Source organism: Citrobacter sp. SX206 (assembly GCF_024181025.1).
Classification (GTDB): domain Bacteria; phylum Pseudomonadota; class Gammaproteobacteria; order Enterobacterales; family Enterobacteriaceae; genus Citrobacter; species Citrobacter youngae.
The window spans coordinates 2,049,445-2,068,733 of sequence record NZ_CP049738.1 but is presented as its reverse complement, the minus strand read 5'-3'; the positions used below and the strand labels follow the sequence as shown (position 1 = coordinate 2,068,733).

Here is a 19,289-nt window from a genome sequence, read left to right as displayed (position 1 = left end):
CGACGAGACATCGATATGGTCTCTGTGTCGGCGGATATCAACCCCTTAAACTGATTCGCGCTTGTAATGTAACGCTCATATAACTGAGTTAACAGGCTTTTTCACACGCAAACGCTATGGCGCGACGGAGTATTGGTCGAATGTCAAGCAAATCTGTTGCCAGATTGACGAAAGCGTCACACTGTACCTGATAAAATGCGTTACGCAACTTTATTAGCATGCAAAAACAAATCTCGCCAGTCATCCCCCTGTCGTAAAACCTTCATTTGTGTCAGGGAATATTTGCCCATAAGCCGGGCTCGGCGTAGACTAATGTCCTTGTTTAAGGAGTAAAAAATGCATAAAGATACTCAACCCATCGATCGCGAGACACTGCTGATTGAAGCCAACAAAATCATTCGTGAGCATGAGGACACGCTGGCGGGGATTGTCGCCACCGGTGTTACGCAGCGAAATGGTGTGCTGGTTTTCAGCGGAGATTACTTTTTAGACGAGCAAGGGCTGCCGACGCCCAAAAGTACGGCTGTGTTTAATATGTTTAAACACCTGGCGCACGTACTTTCTGAAAAGTATCACTTGATCGATTAACGCGAGAAATCATTTGCCGGATGGCGGCGCTGCCTTCTCCGGCCTACGATGCTCTGAACCTGTAGGCCGGATAAGATGCGTGAGCATCGCCATCCGGCAATTGCAATTTTACATCAGGGGCTTCTGTCCCCGCTGCCACCAACGCATAAGTAAGCGGTCTGCACTTTCTGCCGCGCTGCCAGTGAAACGGTCCATCAGTTTTTTACGCTGCATATAGCGGACGTTCAGCACTTCACGGCCATCCATCAACCCCAGAATCACTTCGTCACTGGTATTGATCTCATCGACCAACCCGTTTGCCAACGCCTGTTGCCCGAACCAGTGTTCACCGGTGGCAACCTGCTCAATGTCCAGAGTTGGACGCATACGCTGCACAAAATCTTTAAACAGATGATGGGTTTCATTCAAATCTTCACGGAATTTCTGTCGCCCTTCTTCCGTGTTTTCACCAAGCAGTGTCAGCGTGCGTTTGTACTGTCCTGCCGTGTGCAGTTCGATATCAATATCCTTGTTTTTCAGGAAACGGTTAAAGTTTGGGATCTGCGCGACGACGCCAATAGAGCCGACAATGGCAAACGGCGCTGAGACAATTTTATCCGCCACGCAGGCCATCATATATCCGCCGCTGGCAGCGACTTTATCTACCGTGACGGTTAGCGGGATCTGCTTATCGCGCAGGCGTTGTAACTGCGAAGCGGCCAGGCCATAACCATGTACCACACCGCCCGGGCTTTCCAGACGAACCACCACCTGATCCTGAGGTTTAACAACCGCCAACACCGCCGTCACCTCTTCGCGTAATGCGCTGACCTCATGGGCATCCATACTGCCTTTAAAATCAAGCACCCATACACGAGGTTTATCTGATGACATACTGTCACCCAGTTTCGCTTTTGCCTTAGCCGCTTTCGCCTCCAGCTTATGTTTCTTTTTCTGTGCCTTGTGCCAGAGCTTTTGCTGATGCCCGTCTAACAGGGCCAGCAAAAGGTCTTCCTTCATCTCTTTATATTGATCGCTAAGATTAATAACGCGTAGTTCACCCCGCTGACGCTTACGTTGTGTCGCGTTTACAATCAGCATGACAATCACCGCAATAGCCACCACAACAGTGACAATTTTTGCCAAAAACAGCCCATATTCAGACAACAATTCCACGAGACCCACCTTGGTTAAACAACGCTACTTTCGCTCAGTGTACAACAGGCGTGTAAACCCGTCTTGCTTCATCCATCCGATGCTGAATCAGCAAAAAGCATGACAAAGTGTTCATTTTGCGGTGTTATTACCTTTGGCTGATTGAAAAACACCAGTGTTTAAGGCATAAAGCCGAAAAGTTATCGCGAACGAGATGGCCAGACGTCGCCGAGGAGTAGCCGTGCATTACCAACCTAAACAAGACCTGTTACAGGATCGCATTATTCTGGTCACCGGTGCCAGTGATGGCATCGGGCGTGAAGCCGCGCTTACCTATGCACGCTACGGTGCGACCGTTATCCTGCTTGGACGTAATGAAGAAAAATTGCGTCAGGTTGCCCGCGCCGTCGCCGATGAAAACGGAACACAACCACAATGGTTCACGCTGGATCTGCTCACCTGCACTACTGACGAATGCCACCAGCTCGCGCAGCGTATTGCCGCGCATTTCCCACGTCTGGATGGCGTACTGCATAATGCCGGATTGCTGGGCGATATCTGCCCGATGAGCGAACAAAACCCGCAGGTCTGGCAGGATGTGATGCAGGTAAATGTAAATGCCACTTTTATGCTGACTCAGGCATTGCTGCCGCTGTTACTCAAATCAGATTCAGGATCGCTGGTCTTCACCTCCTCCAGCGTCGGTCGTCAGGGACGGGCTAACTGGGGAGCGTACGCCACCTCGAAATTTGCTACTGAAGGAATGATGCAGGTACTGGCAGACGAATACCAGAATCGTCATCTGCGCGTAAATTGCATTAATCCAGGCGGCACGCGTACCGGCATGCGTGCCAGCGCATTCCCGACGGAAGATCCGCAAAAACTCAAAACCCCCGCCGATATTATGCCGCTTTACCTGTGGCTGATGGGCGATGACAGCCGCCGTAAAACCGGTATGACTTTTGATGCCCAGCCGGGCCGTAAACCAGGAATTGCCCAATGAGTGAAGAACGCTATCAGCAGCGCCAGCAGCGCGTAAAAGACCGGGTTGACGCGCGTATTGCGGCCGCCAGGGACGAGCGCGGAATTATCATCGTTTTTACCGGTAATGGTAAAGGTAAAACTACAGCAGCGTTCGGTACAGCGACTCGCGCAGTGGGCCACGGCAAAAAAGTCGGTGTAGTGCAGTTCATTAAAGGTACATGGCCAAACGGCGAAAGAAACCTGCTCGAACCTCATGGTGTAGAATTTCAGGTGATGGCGACCGGGTTTACCTGGGAAACGCAGAACCGCGAGTCTGACACCGCAGCCTGTATGGCCGTGTGGGAACACGGCAAGCGAATGTTGACCGATCCTGAGCTGGATATGGTTGTGCTGGATGAACTGACGTATATGGTGGCCTACGACTACCTACCGCTTGAAGAGGTGATCAACGCCTTAAACGCGCGCCCAGCCCAGCAGACGGTCATTATTACTGGTCGAGGATGCCATCGCGATATTCTGGAGTTAGCCGACACGGTCAGCGAGTTGCGTCCGGTCAAGCATGCTTTTGAGGCGGGCATTAAAGCCCAAATGGGGATTGATTACTAACAGCAGGCCGGATAAGGCGCTTGCGCCGCATCCGGCTCCACGCTAACGCCTGATGGCGCTTTGCTTATCAGGCCTGGTCATGATTAACCGTTGTTGCTGCGTCCGCCCGGGCGACGACTGCTGCCGACCTGAGAGTGACGTTTCACCGCACGGCGGATCTGATTCGCCTTCATGCGGCGACGATCTTTCTCGACGGCCACTTTAGAGGTCGTTTCTGGCTTCAGCTCCACCAGTTCACGCAGATAGTTGGTCTGAGCAAGATCAAGCTCTGTCCAGCCACCACGCGGCAGGCCTTTCGGCAGCGGGATATCACCGTAGCGTACACGGATCAGACGGCTTACCTGCACACCTACCGCTTCCCACAGACGGCGAACCTCGCGGTTGCGGCCTTCAGTCAGCGTGACGTTATACCACTGGTTAATCCCTTCACCACCGCTGAACTTGATCGTTTTAAACGCAGCCGGACCATCTTCCAACTGTACGCCACGGCTCAGATCACGCAGTTTAGCATCGTCAACCTGACCGAATACTCGCACCGCGTACTCGCGTTCAACTTCACGGCTCGGGTGCATCAGACGGTTCGCCAGTTCACCATCAGTAGTAAACAGCAGCAGACCACAGGTGTTCACGTCCAGACGACCTACGGCAATCCAGCGCGCGTCGCGCAGTTTTGGCAGGCGATCAAATACGGTCGGACGACCTTCCGGGTCGTTACGGGTACACAGTTCACCTTCCGGCTTGTAATAAGCCAGAACGCGGCAGATTTGTTCTGCAGATTCTTTCACCGAAATCAGATGACCGCCGATACGGATTTTCAGACCCGGCGTCACTTCAACGCGATCGCCGAGCGTGGCAATTTTGCCATCAACGCTCACGCGACCCGCGGCAATTATGGATTCAATTTCACGGCGAGAACCGTGGCCAGCACGCGCCAGCACTTTTTGTAACTTTTCGCTCATAGAGCTTCCTTTAGGTGTCGCCTTCACAGGCGTCGAACAGGAGAATCAACGGCGCCAGTCAGCGCCATTTTAAGGCCGCGTAGTATAGCGGTTCGCGCCCTTATAAGAAAGGTTTAACGTCACCAACACCTTCGCGCAATACCACCGGGGAATCGTCGGTTAAATCGATGACCGTGGTCGGCTGTTGGCCAAGATATCCACCATGGATAATCAAATCCACCTGTTTCTCCAGACGGTCTTTAATTTCTTCCGGATCTGACTCAGTAAAATCACTGCCCGGCAGCATCAGTGATGTGGAGAGCATCGGCTCGCCCAGCGCTTCAAGCAGCGCCAGTGCTATCGGGTTTGAGGGTACACGCAGGCCGATAGTCTTACGTTTTTCCTGCAACAAGCGGCGCGGAACCTCTTTCGTCCCCTTCAGGATGAAGGTGTAGTTGCCCGGCGTGTTGTTTTTGATCAAACGGAAGGCCACGTTGTCGACAAACGAATAGGTCGACAATTCGGACAGGTCACGGCACATCAGCGTAAAGTTGTGCCCGTCCGGCAGGTGACGGATGCGGCAAATGCGCTCCATTGCGCCTTTATCTTCAATTTTACACCCCAACGCATAGCCGGAATCGGTTGGATAGACAATCACCCCACCTTTCCGCACGATATCAACGGCCTGGTTGATCAGTCGCTGCTGCGGGTTTTCGGGATGAATATAAAAAAACTGGCTCATACTTTCCTCTCTGTGGTCTCGGGCTGCTCCCAAAGTTGCCAGACGCCTTCTACGCCTGCGGGCAACCAGAGTTTACGCCCCAGTTCAATCCATGGGCAGGGTAGATGAAAATCAGACCCTTGCGATGCCCACAGTTGATGCGAACGCGCAAGCGTCGCCAGATGGGTGCGTTCATTGGGAGACTGCTGGCACTGTGCCACCTCCATCGCGTCACCGCGGTGCTCAGCAAAATGCGCAACCAGTCTTTTCAGCCACTTAGCGCTAAGATCGTACCGACCTGGATGAGCCAGAACTGCCTTACCGCCAGAATGATGAATGACATCAATAGCTTGTTCTATTGTACACCACTGTGGCGGAACGTAACCGGTTTTCCCACGAGCAAGATATTTTTTAAAGACATCCGCCATGGTTGTGGCTTTGCCACATTCCACCAGGAAACGCGCAAAATGCCCCCGCGTAACCGCCCCGCCATCAGCCAGTCGTAGAGCCCCTTCCCATGCGCCGGGAATGTGCGCTTTGTCGAGCCGTTCAGCAATCAGGCGCGCACGCTGCTGACGACGTTCCGTCTGTTGCGCCAGAAAGTCGCACATCACTGGATGCGCGATATCAATGTTCAGACCCACTATATGGATCTCATGGTTTTCCCAGACCGTTGATATCTCAACGCCAGAGATCAAATTTAACGCTAAACCTGAACGTGAAATTTCTTCTCTTGCCGCCGCAATGCCCGCCGTGGTGTCATGATCTGTGATCGCCAGTGTACCGACTCGCATCTCTACCGCACGGTGTACTAAGGCTTCTGGCGTTAATCGCCCATCAGAAGCAGTAGTATGGCTGTGCAGGTCATAAATCACTGCGTAATTCGTGTCGCTCAAGGCGGCTCCCGTTTCAATAAATGTCGTAACACGCCCATCATAACGGTTTCGACAAATATACTGAAATCAGGTGTTGACTTTATTCCACCGAACTAGTTAACTAGTACGCAAGTTCACATGAAGAAGGTATCTGAGATGAAAGCAACATTTATCCTGCACGGTTGGTGGCGCACTTCCTGATTTCGGGCAGTGTCTTACGTCTGCAATATGCAACCAGATACCCGGCCCGCCAAATGAGCGGGCTTTTTTTTGAACAAAATTAATGAGAATAACGATGCAAACACAAAAACCAACACTTGAACTGCTCGCCTGCGATGCCGCCTACCGTGAGAACCCGACGGCGCTGTTTCATCAGGTGTGTGGCGCACGACCGGCAACGCTGCTGCTGGAATCCGCCGATATCGACAGCAAGGACGATCTCAAGAGCCTGCTGCTGGTCGACAGCGCGTTGCGTATTACCGCTCTCGGTGACACTGTCACTATTCAGGCACTGTCGGCGAATGGCGCATCGCTGCTGCCCCTGCTGGACGCCGCCCTGCCCGCGGGCGTTGACAACGATAAACAGCCGAATACTCGTCAGTTGACATTCCCCAGCGTAAGCCCGCTGCTGGATGAAGATGCCCGTTTATGTTCCCTTTCTGTATTTGATGCGTTCCGTTTACTGCAGGAACTGGTTAATGTTCCGGCGCTGGAACGTGAAGCGATGTTCTTCGGCGGTCTGTTTTCCTACGACCTGGTTGCCGGATTTGAAGATTTACCCCAGCTTGAGGCGGGTAACCAGTGCCCGGACTACTGCTTCTATCTGGCAGAAACACTGATGGTTATCGACCACCAGAAAAAAAGTACCCGCATTCAGGCCAGCATCTTTACGCCAAATGACGAGGAAAAACTACGACTGAACGCCCGCCTGGCACAGTTGAGCCAACAGCTTACCGAACCTGCGCCGCCGCTGCCCGTCACTGAAGTCCCGCAGATGCGCTGCGAATGCAATCAGAGCGATGAAGAGTTCGGCGCCGTGGTGCGCGGCATGCAAAAAGCGATTCGCGCGGGCGAAATTTTCCAGGTGGTTCCATCTCGTCGTTTCTCGCTGCCCTGCCCGTCGCCGCTGGCAGCCTACTATGTGCTGAAGAAAAGCAACCCCAGCCCGTACATGTTTTTCATGCAGGACAACGAGTTCACACTGTTCGGCGCATCGCCGGAAAGCTCGTTGAAATACGATGCCACCAGCCGCCAGATTGAAATTTACCCGATTGCCGGGACCCGCCCACGCGGTCGTCGTGCAGACGGAACGCTTGACCGCGATCTCGACAGCCGTATCGAGCTGGAGATGCGTACCGACCATAAAGAGCTTTCAGAGCACCTGATGCTGGTTGACCTGGCGCGTAACGATCTCGCACGCATCTGTACGCCGGGCAGCCGCTACGTTGCGGATCTCACCAAAGTGGATCGGTATTCCTTCGTTATGCACCTGGTTTCGCGCGTGGTCGGCGAACTGCGAAGCGATCTGGATGTGCTGCATGCTTACCGCGCCTGTATGAACATGGGCACGCTGAGCGGCGCGCCGAAAGTTCGCGCTATGCAGCTTATCGCCGAGGCCGAAGGTCGACGCCGTGGAAGCTATGGCGGTGCCGTAGGTTACTTCACCGCCCATGGCGATCTGGATACCTGTATTGTGATTCGTTCCGCCCTCGTGGAAGACGGTATTGCTACCGTACAAGCCGGTGCCGGGATTGTTCTGGATTCTGTTCCGCAGTCTGAAGCCGATGAAACCCGTAATAAAGCGCGTGCGGTTCTGCGTGCTATCGCCACCGCACACCACGCACAGGAGACTTTCTGATGGCTGACATTCTGCTGCTCGATAATATTGACTCTTTTACCTATAACCTGGCGGATCAGCTACGTACTAATGGTCACAACGTGGTGATTTACCGCAACCATATTCCGGCCCAGACGTTGATTGACCGTTTAGCAACGATGAAAAATCCGGTGCTGATGCTCTCTCCAGGTCCTGGTGCGCCCAGTGAAGCGGGTTGCATGCCTGAACTGTTAACCCGCCTGCGCGGCAAGCTGCCGATCATTGGCATCTGTCTGGGTCATCAGGCGATTGTTGAGGCCTATGGCGGATATGTGGGCCAGGCTGGAGAAATCCTGCACGGCAAAGCCTCCAGCATTGAGCACGATGGTCAGGCGATGTTTGCTGGTCTGGCGAATCCGCTGCCGGTGGCACGCTATCATTCGTTGGTTGGCAGCAACGTTCCGGCAGGATTAACCATCAACGCCCACTTTAACGGCATGGTGATGGCGGTGCGTCACGATACCGATCGCGTGTGCGGTTTCCAGTTCCATCCGGAATCCATTCTGACCACCCAGGGCGCGCGTCTGCTGGAACAAACGCTGGCCTGGGCGCAACAGAAGCTTGAACAGACCAATACGCTGCAACCTATTCTGGAGAAACTGTATCAGGCTCAGACGCTGTCCCAGCAGGAAAGCCACCAGTTGTTCTCTGCCGTGGTCCGCGGTGAACTGAAGCCGGAACAACTGGCAGCGGCGCTGGTGAGCATGAAAATTCGTGGCGAGCATCCGAATGAAATTGCCGGTGCGGCAACCGCGCTGCTGGAAAATGCCGCCCCGTTCCCACGCCCTGATTATCTGTTCGCCGATATTGTCGGTACCGGCGGCGACGGCAGCAACAGCATCAATATTTCTACCGCCAGCGCCTTTGTTGCAGCGGCTTGCGGACTGAAAGTTGCCAAACACGGTAACCGCAGCGTTTCCAGCAAATCGGGTTCTTCGGATCTGTTAGCGGCATTTGGCATCAATCTGGATATGAACGCCGATAAATCCCGCCAGGCGCTTGACGATCTCGGCGTGTGCTTTCTGTTTGCGCCAAAATACCACACCGGTTTTCGCCATGCCATGCCGGTACGCCAGCAGTTGAAAACCCGCACGCTGTTTAACGTGCTCGGCCCGTTGATTAACCCGGCACATCCGCCGCTTGCGCTGATCGGCGTTTACAGCCCGGAGCTGGTGCTGCCGATTGCCGAAACGCTGCGCGTGCTCGGCTATCAGCGAGCAGCCGTAGTGCACAGTGGTGGCATGGACGAAGTTTCGCTGCATGCACCGACCATTGTGGCAGAGCTGCACGATGGTGAAATCAAGAGCTACCAGCTAACGGCGGAAGACTTTGGCCTGACGCCATATCATCAGGAACAGTTGGCTGGCGGCACGCCGGAAGAAAACCGTGACATTCTGAGTCGCTTGTTACAAGGTAAAGGTGAGGCCGCTCATGAGGCTGCTGTTGCCGCGAATGTCGCCATGTTAATGCGCCTGCACGGTGAAGAAGACTTAAAAGCCAACGCGCAAACCGTGATTAATGTGCTGCGCAGCGGTGCGGCTTACGACCGTGTTACTGCACTGGCAGCGAGAGGGTAAATGATGCAAACCGTTTTAGCGAAAATTGTCGCTGACAAGGCGATTTGGGTAGAAGCCCGCAAACAGCAACAACCGCTGACCAGCTTTCAAAATGATGTTCAACCCAGCACGCGTGATTTCTACGATGCGCTGCAAGGGACACGTACCGCTTTTATTCTGGAGTGCAAAAAAGCCTCTCCATCAAAAGGCGTAATTCGTGATGACTTCGACCCGGCACAGATTGCGGGCGTATATAAACATTATGCTTCCGCGATTTCCGTGCTGACGGACGAGAAATATTTTCAGGGTAGCTTTGATTTTCTGCCCATCGTCAGTCGCATCGCACCACAGCCGATCCTGTGTAAAGACTTTATTATCGATCCTTACCAGATTTATCTGGCACGTTTCTACCAGGCGGACGCCTGCCTGCTGATGTTGTCGGTTTTAGATGATGAACAGTATCGTCAGCTCGCCGCCGTCGCCCACAGCCTGAAAATGGGCGTGCTGACCGAGGTTAGCAATGAAGAAGAGCTGGAGCGCGCCATTGCGCTGGGGGCGAAAGTCGTCGGTATTAACAACCGTGATTTGCGTGACCTGTCGATTGACCTCAACCGTACTCGCCAGCTTGCACCACGTTTGGGTCATGGCGTCACCGTCATCAGCGAATCCGGGATCAACACTTATGGTCAGGTTCGCGAACTCAGCCATTTCGCCAACGGATTTCTGATAGGTTCTGCGCTGATGTCCCATGATGATCTTCACGCCGCCGTTCGTCGTGTTTTGCTTGGCGAAAATAAAGTCTGCGGACTGACTCGTGCACAGGATGCAAAAGCAGCGTACGAATCTGGGGCCATTTATGGCGGCGTAATTTTTGTCCCGACCTCACCACGCGCTGTCAGCGTTGAGCAGGCGCGAGACGTTATGACGGGTGCACCGCTACAGTATGTAGGCGTGTTCCGTAACACCGACATCGCAGACGTCCGCGAAAAAGTCACCGCACTGTCGCTGGCCGCCGTACAACTACATGGAAGCGAAGATCAGGCCTATATCGCTGCTCTGCGCAATGTGCTACCCGCGCAGGTGCAAATCTGGAAGGCGCTAAGCGTCAGCGAGACATTGCCAGCCCGTGATTACCAGCATGTCGATAAATACGTTTTCGACAACGGTCAGGGCGGTAGCGGGCAACGCTTCGACTGGTCACTCTTAGGCGGACAATCGCTGGATAACGTTTTACTCGCTGGCGGACTCGGTGCAGATAACTGCGTCGACGCGGCTAAAACCGGCTGTGCCGGGCTCGATTTCAATTCTGGCGTAGAGTCACAGCCGGGCATCAAAGATGCGCGTCTTCTGGCTTCAGTCTTTCAGACGCTGCGCGCATATTAAGGAAAAGGACATGACAACATTACTCAATCCGTATTTTGGTGAATTTGGCGGTATGTATGTGCCACAGATTCTGATGCCTGCGCTGCGTCAACTGGAAGAAGCGTTCGTCAGTGCACAAAAAGACCCTGAGTTTCAGGCACAGTTTACAGACCTGCTGAAAAACTATGCTGGTCGCCCAACTGCACTGACCAAATGCCAGAACATTACTCAAGGCACCAACACCACGTTGTACCTTAAACGTGAAGATTTGCTGCACGGCGGCGCGCACAAAACCAACCAGGTGCTGGGCCAGGCGTTGCTGGCGAAGCGAATGGGTAAAACCGAGATCATCGCCGAAACCGGCGCGGGTCAGCATGGTGTGGCGTCTGCCCTTGCCAGCGCCTTGCTGGGTTTAAAGTGCCGTATTTATATGGGTGCGAAAGACGTCGAGCGCCAGTCGCCTAACGTTTTCCGTATGCGTCTGATGGGCGCTGAAGTGATCCCGGTTCACAGCGGTTCCGCGACGCTGAAAGATGCCTGTAATGAAGCGCTGCGCGACTGGTCTGGCAGCTATGACACTGCGCACTATATGCTCGGTACGGCGGCAGGTCCGCACCCCTTCCCGACCATTGTACGTGAATTCCAGCGCATGATCGGTGAAGAAACCAAAGCGCAGATCCTCGAAAAAGAGGGTCGCCTGCCGGACGCCGTGATCGCCTGCGTGGGCGGCGGTTCTAACGCCATCGGTATGTTCGCCGACTTTATTAATGAAACCAGCGTCGGGCTGATTGGCGTAGAGCCAGGCGGTCACGGGATTGAGTCTGGAGAACACGGGGCGCCGTTGAAACATGGTCGTGTCGGGATTTACTTCGGCATGAAGTCCCCGATGATGCAAACCGAAGAAGGACAGATTGAAGAGTCTTACTCTATTTCCGCCGGGCTGGACTTCCCGTCAGTCGGGCCACAGCACGCTTATCTGAACAGTATCGGACGTGCTGACTATGTATCGATTACTGATGATGAAGCGCTGGAAGCCTTCAAAACGCTGTGTCTGCATGAGGGGATTATCCCGGCGCTGGAGTCTTCCCACGCCCTGGCACATGCGTTGAAAATGATGCGTGAAAATCCCGAAAAAGAGCAGTTACTGGTGGTCAACCTCTCCGGTCGCGGCGACAAAGACATTTTCACCGTACACGATATTCTGAAAGCGCGAGGGGAAATCTGATGGAACGTTACGAAAACCTGTTTGCACAGCTGAAGGACCGCAAAGAAGGCGCTTTTGTCCCCTTCGTGACCCTGGGCGATCCCTCTGTTGAACAGTCACTGAAAATCATTGATACGCTGATCGAAGCGGGTGCCGATGCGCTTGAGCTGGGTATTCCGTTCTCCGACCCGCTGGCCGACGGCCCAACCATCCAGGAAGCGACATTACGTGCGTTCGCGGCAGGCGTCGCGCCGTCACAATGTTTTGAAATGTTGGCGTTGATTCGGCAAAAACACCCAACCATTCCAATTGGTTTACTGATGTATGCCAACCTGGTGTTCAGCAAGGGTATTGACGAATTTTACGCACAGTGTGAGAAGGTCGGCGTAGATTCGGTATTAGTCGCCGATGTGCCGGTTGAAGAGTCTGCGCCATTCAGAACGGCCGCATTACGTCATAATGTAGCGCCAATTTTCATTTGCCCGCCTAATGCTGACGAAGAACTGCTGCGCCAGATTGCCGCTCATGGCCGCGGTTATACCTATTTATTGTCACGCGCAGGCGTTACGGGTGCCGAAAATCGTGCGGCGTTACCGTTGCATCATCTGGTCGAAAAGCTGAAAGAATTCAATGCCCCGCCTTCTTTACAGGGCTTTGGTATCTCTGCACCGGAACAGGTGACAGGCGCCATTGAAGCAGGTGCTGCGGGGGCTATTTCCGGATCGGCGATTGTCAAAATCATTGAGAAAAATGTTGCAGCACCAGAGCAAATGCTGGCTGAGCTGAAAGCGTTTGTCAGCGCGATGAAAGCCGCCACCCAACAGTAAGCTAATTAAACCGCCAGTGACTTCTGGCGGTTTTACTCCCTGGCCTGCTTCATTTTGTACATGGCAGTATCCGCATTCTGGATTGCCGCATCCAGCTCCCCCTTCACCTCTGCAATCCCCCACGACACTGACAAGGGTATAGTGTTGCCGTCCACCACAAATACATGGCTGGTCACCTGTCCGCTTATACGCTGCGCAATCGCGATAGCATCACTGGCCTGAGAGCGAAACAGCAGGATCATAAATTCATCTCCGCCGGTGCGGATCACAAGATCGTGGCTGGTACGGGTGTTAGACAACATTCTGTTGGCGATAATTTGCAGCGCACGGTCCCCAGCAGCATGCCCCCAGGTATCATTGACGGCCTTGAACTTATTGCAATCCAGTAGCACTACCGAGCAATGTGATAAATCCCTGCGCTTGATGATGTCGAGAATTCGGCGATTAAAGCAGCCGGTCAGCGTATCAATATAAACTTTCAGGTCGCTTTCATTCAGCCATGATTTTAGCGAGAAAGTAATCATGATGAAAAAGAACGGCGCCAGCAGAATAACAATGCCGGCTTGCGTATCGCGCGCCATAAAACGGCCTAATGACAGCGAATAGTGCAGCGCATATTTTTCTGAGAAATTGCGCACCAAATAGCTGGATTGTCCCGCACATTTGCCGGATAAACAAAGGCTCTCTTTGTTGGTTAAATTCACTAACTCCACGTTCAATCCGGGAAGAATTTGATTATCAAACGCCTCGGCCAACGCTTCCTGCAGCTCGGGTTTCGAATGATCATAGACCAGATAGGCAACGATTTGGTCTGATATCTCTTTACCCGACAGATCGTAGATATAGCTCACCACGCTGTAGGCTTTTTCACCGGTAATTTTATCGGTATAGAAGTTTGTTGAACTGAGAGCTTTATTTTTGACATTTTTTTGCAGCAACCGGGTATAGAAATCGACGGGCGGATAGAAAAACTGCGTAATATCCATCGCCATTTCGGAGTCAGAAAAACTGAAATTGCGCGAGTCGGAAGCCATAAACCAGTAAAAATAATCTGAATGGCTGGCGATAATGTAACGATGCGCATCGAAGCTGCCTGGATTTAGCTCATTAACCATTCCACGAATGAACTCCGCCGCAGTATACATACACAGCGCATTATGGCTGGGTTGCTGAGCAATAATCGTCCCTGTCGCGGAATGAACCCGCTTTGGGTCGGCGTTAATTCCCCATTCATCTTTATTTCGCGGAACAAACTGCGCCATAACACCACACTGTTCGCCGGTTTTGATGTGGTAGTAACGCTCGCCAATCGCATCGGCAATTAGTTCATTATCGTTAAAAATGTCCAACATGTGAGCTTGCAGGCGGCTCACGCCTTCACTGGCGGTCGCCATACGCTGTTCATAAATGATAAACAGAAACAGCGAGGTAAATACCAACGTAATGAGCCCGGATACCAGCAGAGCCTGCCTGTTTCGGAGCTTATCCTGCACAATATTCACGAGTCCACCCCGATAGTTAACAGTATTACCAAACCGGTTACCCGTTTATGTTGTTGCATAACAGCGTTGTATATGGATAAAGATGTTAACCATCCAGAGACTAATGAGTTGAAATAAGAAGCGCACTCGTGCACGAAAGTTACAGACTTATACAATAAAAGCACATTTTTGTTAACACAAATGCAAACTAATCATCACCTTCAATCGGATACCCTGCCCGACGGATGGCCTCACGGCAGTCACTCACGCCTGCGGCATAGCCCGCTTCAATCTCGCAAACCGGGCTGGCGCTGCAGTAAGGTAGTGTGATTTGTGTGGCGATGACCTTTTCCAGGGCTTCCACCCTGCTCATGTAATTCAATAATTCGCGCGCAGCATACACGGCAAACTCTGTTGTATCATCGTCTATGGATGCTTCCATAAGGGAAATTTTTTGTTGTAACAGCTGACGGGTCAATATCATCGTCAATACCCTCAAAGCCAGTTTGCTTAAAGAGTAGCATTACATCGAAGGGGAGAAAGTCGGGAAGGGAAAAAGAGAGGAGAAAAAGCTGGCCGCGAAACGACCAGCCTATCAGACTGGAATCATTGACTTAAAAACGATAACCCGCAGAGAACATAAACACCCACGGATCGAGGCGTACGCTGTCACGCTGCTGGACGCCACCCATTTTATAGCTCGCGGTGGTGTCGATATCCATGTACCAGACTGACATGTTAATCAGCCAGTCGCGGTTGATCAGATAGTCCATACCGACCTGTCCTGCTGCACCCCAGGAGTCTTTCAGGCTCAGATCGGATAAACCTGCTTCTTTCCCGTTGTTGTTAAAACCTTCATCGAAGAAAGTCGTGTAGTTCACACCCACGCCAACGTAAGGACGCAGTTTGCTGCTGGAGTCGCCAAAGTACCACTGCGCCATTAACGTCGGCGGTAAATGATGAACGGTGGCAATATCACCGGTTGCCCCGGTGCCTATCTTATGGCGAAACGGCGTGGCTGCCAGTAATTCAACGCCAATATTGTCGGTTGCCATATAGGTGAATGTCAGGCCCAACTGCGTATTGTTGCTGACATCAAAGCCACCCAGGCTTCCCAGCGTACCACCCGCGCCTTCCGTCGGTCTGACGGTAGCCGAGCCTGCTCGAATAAAGAACTCTCCGGCCTCATGCGCAAATGCGTTACCAGAGAGAAGAGTTGTTAAAGCCAATGCTGCAACTGTTAATTTTTTCATGTCCGCTCCATCGTTATGGTTATAAAAGCGGAACGAATATACCCACAATGGAGTAATAAGTGATCTAACCTGGATCACATTGAGTTTGATAATTTAACATTTATTGATCCAGATTAAGTTAGAACTTGCATTCAAAATCCTGGTTAAATTAATTCAGATCAATTTTGATATATTTTCACTATGCAAGTACCTTTGGCGCCAACACGAAGCGTTGGTTATTTGAACGTGATGCACAGAGAACAAACAACGATGTTGCAAGATGCTGAAGTCCTGGCCAAAAATTACCGGAGCTTTACAAAGATATGCCTTTCCATACATCGTACGATGCTGCCACTGTAGAGTTATCCAGGGTACAATTGCGCGCAAATGAACACCTGCAAAACTCAAGGAGAGTGCATGTCTATCACGGCGAAATCCGTTTACCGTGACACGGGAAACTTTTTCCGTAATCAATTCATTACCATCTTGCTGGTATCGTTATTGTGCGCGTTTATCACAGTGGTGCTAGGGCATGCCTTTTCTCCCAGCGACGCGCAAATCGCGCAACTGAGCGAAGGGGATCAGCTAACCAGCAGTGTGGGCCTGTTCGATCTGGTACAGAATATGACGCCGGAGCAGCAGCAAATTTTGCTACGCGCTTCTGCAGCATCGACGTTTTCAGGGCTGATTGGTAATGCCATCCTTGCAGGAGGCATCATCCTGATGATTCAATTGATTTCGGCGGGTCATCGGGTTAGCGCATTACGCGCCATTGGCGCCAGCGCGCCGGTATTACCTAAATTGTTTATTCTGATTTTTCTGACTACCCTGCTGGTACAGGTCGGTATTATGCTGGTTGTCGTACCTGGTATTCTGTTGGCTATCTTGCTGGCCCTCGCGCCGGTGATGGTCGTGCAGGATAAAATGGGCGTCTTTGCCGCTATGCGCAACAGTATGCGTCTGGCGTGGTCTAATATGCGACTGGTAGCGCCGGCAGTAATCGGTTGGTTACTGGCAAAAACGCTGCTGTTGCTTTTTGCGCCAAGTTTTGCAGTACTAACGCCAAACGTAGGCGCGGTATTGGCGAATACGCTGAGCAATATGATCTCTGCTGTGCTGCTGATCTATTTGTTCCGCCTATATATGCTGATTCGTCAATAAACCCTGAACGCATGCCGGGTGTGTTACCCAATGCTTTTTGATTACGGACTCGAAGAATGAAGCAGTTTCTTGATTTTTTACCGCTGGTTGTCTTTTTTGCTTTTTATAAGCTTTATGACATCTACGCGGCAACCTCGGCGCTTATTGTCGCAACAGCTGTGGTGTTGATTTACAGTTGGGTTCGCTATCGCAAAGTCGAGAAGATGGCGTTAATCACCTTTGTTCTGGTTGCTGTCTTCGGTGGCCTGACTATTTTCTTCCACAACGATGAATTCATTAAGTGGAAGGTTACGGTGATTTACGGACTGTTTGCCGGTGCACTGCTGGTTAGCCAGTGGGTGATGAAAAAACCGTTGATTCAGCGCATGTTAGGAAAAGAGCTGACGCTGCCGCAGCCGGTATGGTCGAAGCTAAATCTGGCCTGGGCCGTTTTCTTCATCCTGTGTGGACTGGCCAATATCTACATTGCGTTTTGGCTGCCGCAGAACATTTGGGTCAACTTCAAAGTGTTCGGTTTAACCGCCCTGACCTTATTCTTCACGTTGCTGAGCGGAATCTATATCTACCGCCATCTGCCGCAGGAAGATAAATCGTAATAAGTGTTCGCCAGATCTGCGGATCTGGCGAATTTTTACCCACCCACGTTCTTCGTGGCAGACAAGCTGGCTTACATCCCCTCCGCGCGCTGCATCCCCTCTGTTCTCCGCTCGTAAATTCTAGTAGCATCCCGCCTGTAATCTTTCTCTACAGTCGGTTCTACAATGACAACAACGAATAACACCCCCCAGGGTGAACTGGTTTTACGCACTCTGGCCATGCCTGCCGATACCAATGCTAACGGTGATATTTTTGGCGGCTGGCTGATGTCACAGATGGATATTGGTGGCGCTATTCAGGCCAAAGAGATCGCACATGGCCGCGTGGTGACGGTGCGAGTGGAAGGAATGAGCTTTTTGCGCCCGGTTGCCGTGGGTGATGTGGTCTGTTGCTACGCACGCTGCGTAAAACGCGGGACGACGTCAATCAGCATTAATATTGAAGTCTGGGTGAAGAAAGTCGCTTCGGAACCTATTGGCCAGCGTTACAAAGCCACTGAAGCCCTGTTTATCTACGTCGCTGTAGATAAAGACGGTAAACCCCGTCCGATACCAACACAGGTCTGATAACCGCGTTGACACCGTTATCAGACCTGCTTGCCGGAGAAAGCCTGACGCCGACTCCGGCACGCCAGTTACTCAATCTGCGCCGTACCGTTCAGACGGAATACGATATTCACCACCAGGCCAGATCCCGGTTTGCCCGCTTCGTAACGCCATCTGCGCATCGCATTTTTCACTTCACGCTCAAACATGTTGGCAGGCTGTGCGGAAAGCACTTCAACATTCTCCACACGGCCATCTGATGTCACATCAAACTTGACCTTCACCCGACCTTCAATGCGCAAAGCCTGCGCGCGCGCCGGATACTGTGGCTGATTACGACTTAAGGCGCGTGGCCCAGACGGTGCGCTAACCGCAGGTTTACTGGTTGCCGGCGCGGTGCTGGTCGTTGTCGAACGAGCAGGCGCCGTGTTCTCAAACGGCGATACTGGACGCGACTCAACCGGTTTCACGTCACGTTTGGGCTGCTCTTCAACCTTTTTCACCGGTTTTGGCTTCGGTTTTGGTTTAGGTTTCGGTTTCTCAATCACCACCGGCGCCTCTTTTGGCGGTTCCGGTATCGGTTCAGGTTCCGGTTCAGGCTCAACGACAGGCTGCGGCGGTGGTTGAACTGCCTGAGGTGGCTCAAGATCGGCAGGTGCGACCATCGTGATGGAGATCGGCTGCGCGGGTGCAGGCAGTTCAATAACCTGATGTACCGAGGTATACAGCAGACCCGCCACTACAGCGCCGTGAATGCCGACGGAAAGTAACGTCGGCCAGGGAAAGCGACGAGGTAAATCAAGGGTCATTGCAGTCATAATCGTTTCAGTTATAAAACCAGGCCTCGATTTTAAATGCAAATAGCAATCATATTCAATAAGCCCATGACAGTAAGCCGCATTTAAAACGCAATTTCATGTAAAAAAACCATTATCTTAATATGGCCTTAACAAAGCTATTATCTTTACGTTGCAGTTACCAGGGCTTTCCAATAACGTAAACGCGACTTTTACCGATCAAGGAGCTCTACCCGTGCTGTATGTTATTTATGCTCAAGATATCGCAGATTCTCTCGAGAAACGTCTTTCCGTGCGCCCTGCTCACCTGGCCCGTCTGCAACTCCTCCATGATGAAGGTCGTCTACTGACGGCGGGCCCCATGCCAGCTGTCGACAGTAACGATCCGGGTGCGGCGGGATTTACCGGATCGACGGTGATTGCGGAATTTGAATCTTTAGAGGCAGCGCAGGCGTGGGCAGATGCCGACCCGTATGTGGCTGCAGGCGTTTATGCGCAAGTTTCGGTCAAACCGTACAAAAAAGTATTTTAAGAAACAGAACGGACAGGAATACATTGGGCACCGCAACGGTGCCCTTTTTGGATCAAATGCTGTAGATCGCAAACAGCAACGAATTTCGTTGATGATTGAGAATGCATTTTCTGATGGAGTGGATACGCATGTTACGGCGCGATTGCCCTTCAAGCCAACGTGCTTTACGGCGGCTAGCCTGACGCAGCATCCGCCAGCGTCCCACTTCCGTTCTACTACGCTTCATGTTAACTACTCTTCCAGTCACAGAGCGGGCATTATACCCCCAGACCG

22 protein-coding genes, 1 pseudogene and 1 other annotated feature are annotated in these 19,289 nt (G+C 52.2%); of the genes and pseudogenes, 14 read left to right on the top strand and 9 right to left on the bottom strand.

All coding sequences use genetic code 11. The annotated features are described in order from the left end of the window. The first annotated feature begins 336 nt into the window (after nucleotides 1-336). Nucleotides 337-588 carry a YciN family protein gene (locus G8S19_RS10135; RefSeq protein ID WP_003020616.1) on the top strand — a complete coding sequence of 84 codons (252 nt, stop codon included), beginning with the start codon at nucleotides 337-339 and terminating at the stop codon, nucleotides 586-588. A 108-nt stretch (nucleotides 589-696) separates the two neighbouring features. On the opposite strand, the gene sohB is transcribed toward G8S19_RS10135, so the two are convergent. Continuing rightward, complete coding sequence (gene sohB / locus G8S19_RS10130) at nucleotides 697-1,743, bottom strand: protease SohB (protein ID WP_253686518.1); 1,047 nt, start codon at nucleotides 1,741-1,743, stop codon at nucleotides 697-699. A gap of 220 nt (nucleotides 1,744-1,963) precedes the next feature. On the opposite strand from sohB, the gene G8S19_RS10125 reads away from it, so the two are divergent. Together G8S19_RS10125 and cobO are read left to right on the top strand one after the other, a co-directional pair. Next, nucleotides 1,964-2,725: a YciK family oxidoreductase gene (locus G8S19_RS10125; protein WP_048211496.1), complete on the top strand. Its 762-nt coding sequence runs from the start codon at nucleotides 1,964-1,966 to the stop codon at nucleotides 2,723-2,725. After that, nucleotides 2,722-3,312 (top strand): cob(I)yrinic acid a,c-diamide adenosyltransferase, encoded by a 591-nt coding sequence (gene cobO / locus G8S19_RS10120; protein WP_253686516.1) that lies wholly within the window; start codon nucleotides 2,722-2,724, stop codon nucleotides 3,310-3,312. The genes G8S19_RS10125 and cobO overlap by 4 nt, the downstream gene beginning before the upstream one ends. 83 nt (nucleotides 3,313-3,395) lie before the next feature. Here cobO and rluB read toward each other — a convergent pair whose 3' ends face one another. From rluB to rnm, 3 genes are all read right to left on the bottom strand, one after another. Further along, entirely contained in the window at nucleotides 3,396-4,271 is an 876-nt protein-coding gene (gene rluB / locus G8S19_RS10115; RefSeq protein WP_253686514.1) for a 23S rRNA pseudouridine(2605) synthase RluB, read from the bottom strand. 100 nt (nucleotides 4,272-4,371) lie between these two features. Then, complete coding sequence (locus G8S19_RS10110) at nucleotides 4,372-4,992, bottom strand: L-threonylcarbamoyladenylate synthase (RefSeq protein ID WP_061068009.1); 621 nt, start codon at nucleotides 4,990-4,992, stop codon at nucleotides 4,372-4,374. Beyond that, nucleotides 4,989-5,867 (bottom strand): RNase AM, encoded by an 879-nt coding sequence (rnm, locus tag G8S19_RS10105; RefSeq protein ID WP_253686512.1) that lies wholly within the window; start codon nucleotides 5,865-5,867, stop codon nucleotides 4,989-4,991. Before rnm ends, G8S19_RS10110 begins: the two co-directional genes overlap by 4 nt. A 135-nt stretch (nucleotides 5,868-6,002) precedes the next feature. Here rnm and trpL point away from each other — a divergent pair, with 135 nt between their 5' ends. From trpL to trpA, 6 genes are all read left to right on the top strand, one after another. Further along, the gene (gene trpL, locus G8S19_RS10100) at nucleotides 6,003-6,047 is read left to right on the top strand and encodes a trp operon leader peptide (protein WP_133087228.1); all 45 of its coding nucleotides are present in this window, start codon (nucleotides 6,003-6,005) and stop codon (nucleotides 6,045-6,047) included. Beyond that, nucleotides 6,024-6,118 (top strand) — a sequence feature (Trp leader region). Its footprint overlaps the gene before it by 24 nt. A gap of 23 nt (nucleotides 6,119-6,141) precedes the next feature. Next, nucleotides 6,142-7,704, top strand: a complete 1,563-nt coding sequence (locus G8S19_RS10095; protein WP_253686510.1) for an anthranilate synthase component 1 — start codon at nucleotides 6,142-6,144, stop codon at nucleotides 7,702-7,704. Then, complete coding sequence (trpD, locus tag G8S19_RS10090; RefSeq protein WP_003020639.1) at nucleotides 7,704-9,299, top strand: bifunctional anthranilate synthase glutamate amidotransferase component TrpG/anthranilate phosphoribosyltransferase TrpD; 1,596 nt, start codon at nucleotides 7,704-7,706, stop codon at nucleotides 9,297-9,299. Before G8S19_RS10095 ends, trpD begins: the two co-directional genes overlap by 1 nt. 3 nt (nucleotides 9,300-9,302) lie before the next feature. Beyond that, nucleotides 9,303-10,661, top strand: a complete 1,359-nt coding sequence (gene trpCF, locus G8S19_RS10085) for a bifunctional indole-3-glycerol-phosphate synthase TrpC/phosphoribosylanthranilate isomerase TrpF (protein ID WP_253686622.1) — start codon at nucleotides 9,303-9,305, stop codon at nucleotides 10,659-10,661. Between the two features lie 10 nt (nucleotides 10,662-10,671). Beyond that, entirely contained in the window at nucleotides 10,672-11,865 is a 1,194-nt protein-coding gene (gene trpB / locus G8S19_RS10080; RefSeq protein ID WP_003020645.1) for a tryptophan synthase subunit beta, read from the top strand. Next, complete coding sequence (gene trpA, locus G8S19_RS10075; RefSeq protein WP_124021158.1) at nucleotides 11,865-12,671, top strand: tryptophan synthase subunit alpha; 807 nt, start codon at nucleotides 11,865-11,867, stop codon at nucleotides 12,669-12,671. Before trpB ends, trpA begins: the two co-directional genes overlap by 1 nt. Nucleotides 12,672-12,703: 32 nt before the next feature. Here trpA and G8S19_RS10070 read toward each other — a convergent pair whose 3' ends face one another. The 3 genes from G8S19_RS10070 to ompW form a co-directional block, all read right to left on the bottom strand. Next, nucleotides 12,704-14,173 (bottom strand): GGDEF domain-containing protein, encoded by a 1,470-nt coding sequence (locus G8S19_RS10070; protein ID WP_124021157.1) that lies wholly within the window; start codon nucleotides 14,171-14,173, stop codon nucleotides 12,704-12,706. A 187-nt stretch (nucleotides 14,174-14,360) separates the two neighbouring features. Further along, nucleotides 14,361-14,636 carry a hypothetical protein gene (locus tag G8S19_RS10065; protein ID WP_048211488.1) on the bottom strand — a complete coding sequence of 92 codons (276 nt, stop codon included), beginning with the start codon at nucleotides 14,634-14,636 and terminating at the stop codon, nucleotides 14,361-14,363. A 130-nt stretch (nucleotides 14,637-14,766) separates the two neighbouring features. Next, nucleotides 14,767-15,405: an outer membrane protein OmpW gene (ompW, locus tag G8S19_RS10060; RefSeq protein ID WP_040233206.1), complete on the bottom strand. Its 639-nt coding sequence runs from the start codon at nucleotides 15,403-15,405 to the stop codon at nucleotides 14,767-14,769. Nucleotides 15,406-15,686: 281 nt separating this feature from the next. On the opposite strand from ompW, the pseudogene G8S19_RS10055 reads away from it, so the two are divergent. The 4 genes and pseudogenes from G8S19_RS10055 to yciA form a co-directional block, all read left to right on the top strand. Further along, nucleotides 15,687-15,773: pseudogene (locus G8S19_RS10055) on the top strand (YkgJ family cysteine cluster protein); the annotation flags it as partial. 28 nt (nucleotides 15,774-15,801) lie between these two features. Continuing rightward, on the top strand, nucleotides 15,802-16,545 hold the full coding sequence (locus tag G8S19_RS10050; RefSeq protein WP_040233207.1) for a YciC family protein: 744 nt from the start codon (nucleotides 15,802-15,804) through the stop codon (nucleotides 16,543-16,545). Nucleotides 16,546-16,601: 56 nt separating this feature from the next. After that, nucleotides 16,602-17,141 carry a septation protein A gene (locus tag G8S19_RS10045; protein WP_005126421.1) on the top strand — a complete coding sequence of 180 codons (540 nt, stop codon included), beginning with the start codon at nucleotides 16,602-16,604 and terminating at the stop codon, nucleotides 17,139-17,141. Between the two features lie 165 nt (nucleotides 17,142-17,306). Beyond that, a complete protein-coding gene (gene yciA, locus G8S19_RS10040) occupies nucleotides 17,307-17,708 on the top strand; it encodes an acyl-CoA thioester hydrolase YciA (RefSeq protein WP_048211486.1) in 402 nt (133 codons plus the stop codon). 68 nt (nucleotides 17,709-17,776) lie between these two features. Here yciA and tonB read toward each other — a convergent pair whose 3' ends face one another. Continuing rightward, nucleotides 17,777-18,505 carry a TonB system transport protein TonB gene (tonB, locus tag G8S19_RS10035; protein ID WP_197724098.1) on the bottom strand — a complete coding sequence of 243 codons (729 nt, stop codon included), beginning with the start codon at nucleotides 18,503-18,505 and terminating at the stop codon, nucleotides 17,777-17,779. A 214-nt stretch (nucleotides 18,506-18,719) separates the two neighbouring features. On the opposite strand from tonB, the gene G8S19_RS10030 reads away from it, so the two are divergent. Next, on the top strand, nucleotides 18,720-19,016 hold the full coding sequence (locus G8S19_RS10030; RefSeq protein ID WP_048211485.1) for a YciI family protein: 297 nt from the start codon (nucleotides 18,720-18,722) through the stop codon (nucleotides 19,014-19,016). Nucleotides 19,017-19,068: 52 nt separating this feature from the next. Here G8S19_RS10030 and G8S19_RS10025 read toward each other — a convergent pair whose 3' ends face one another. Next, nucleotides 19,069-19,242: a YciY family protein gene (locus G8S19_RS10025; protein ID WP_005126414.1), complete on the bottom strand. Its 174-nt coding sequence runs from the start codon at nucleotides 19,240-19,242 to the stop codon at nucleotides 19,069-19,071. Nucleotides 19,243-19,289: the final 47 nt, after the last annotated feature.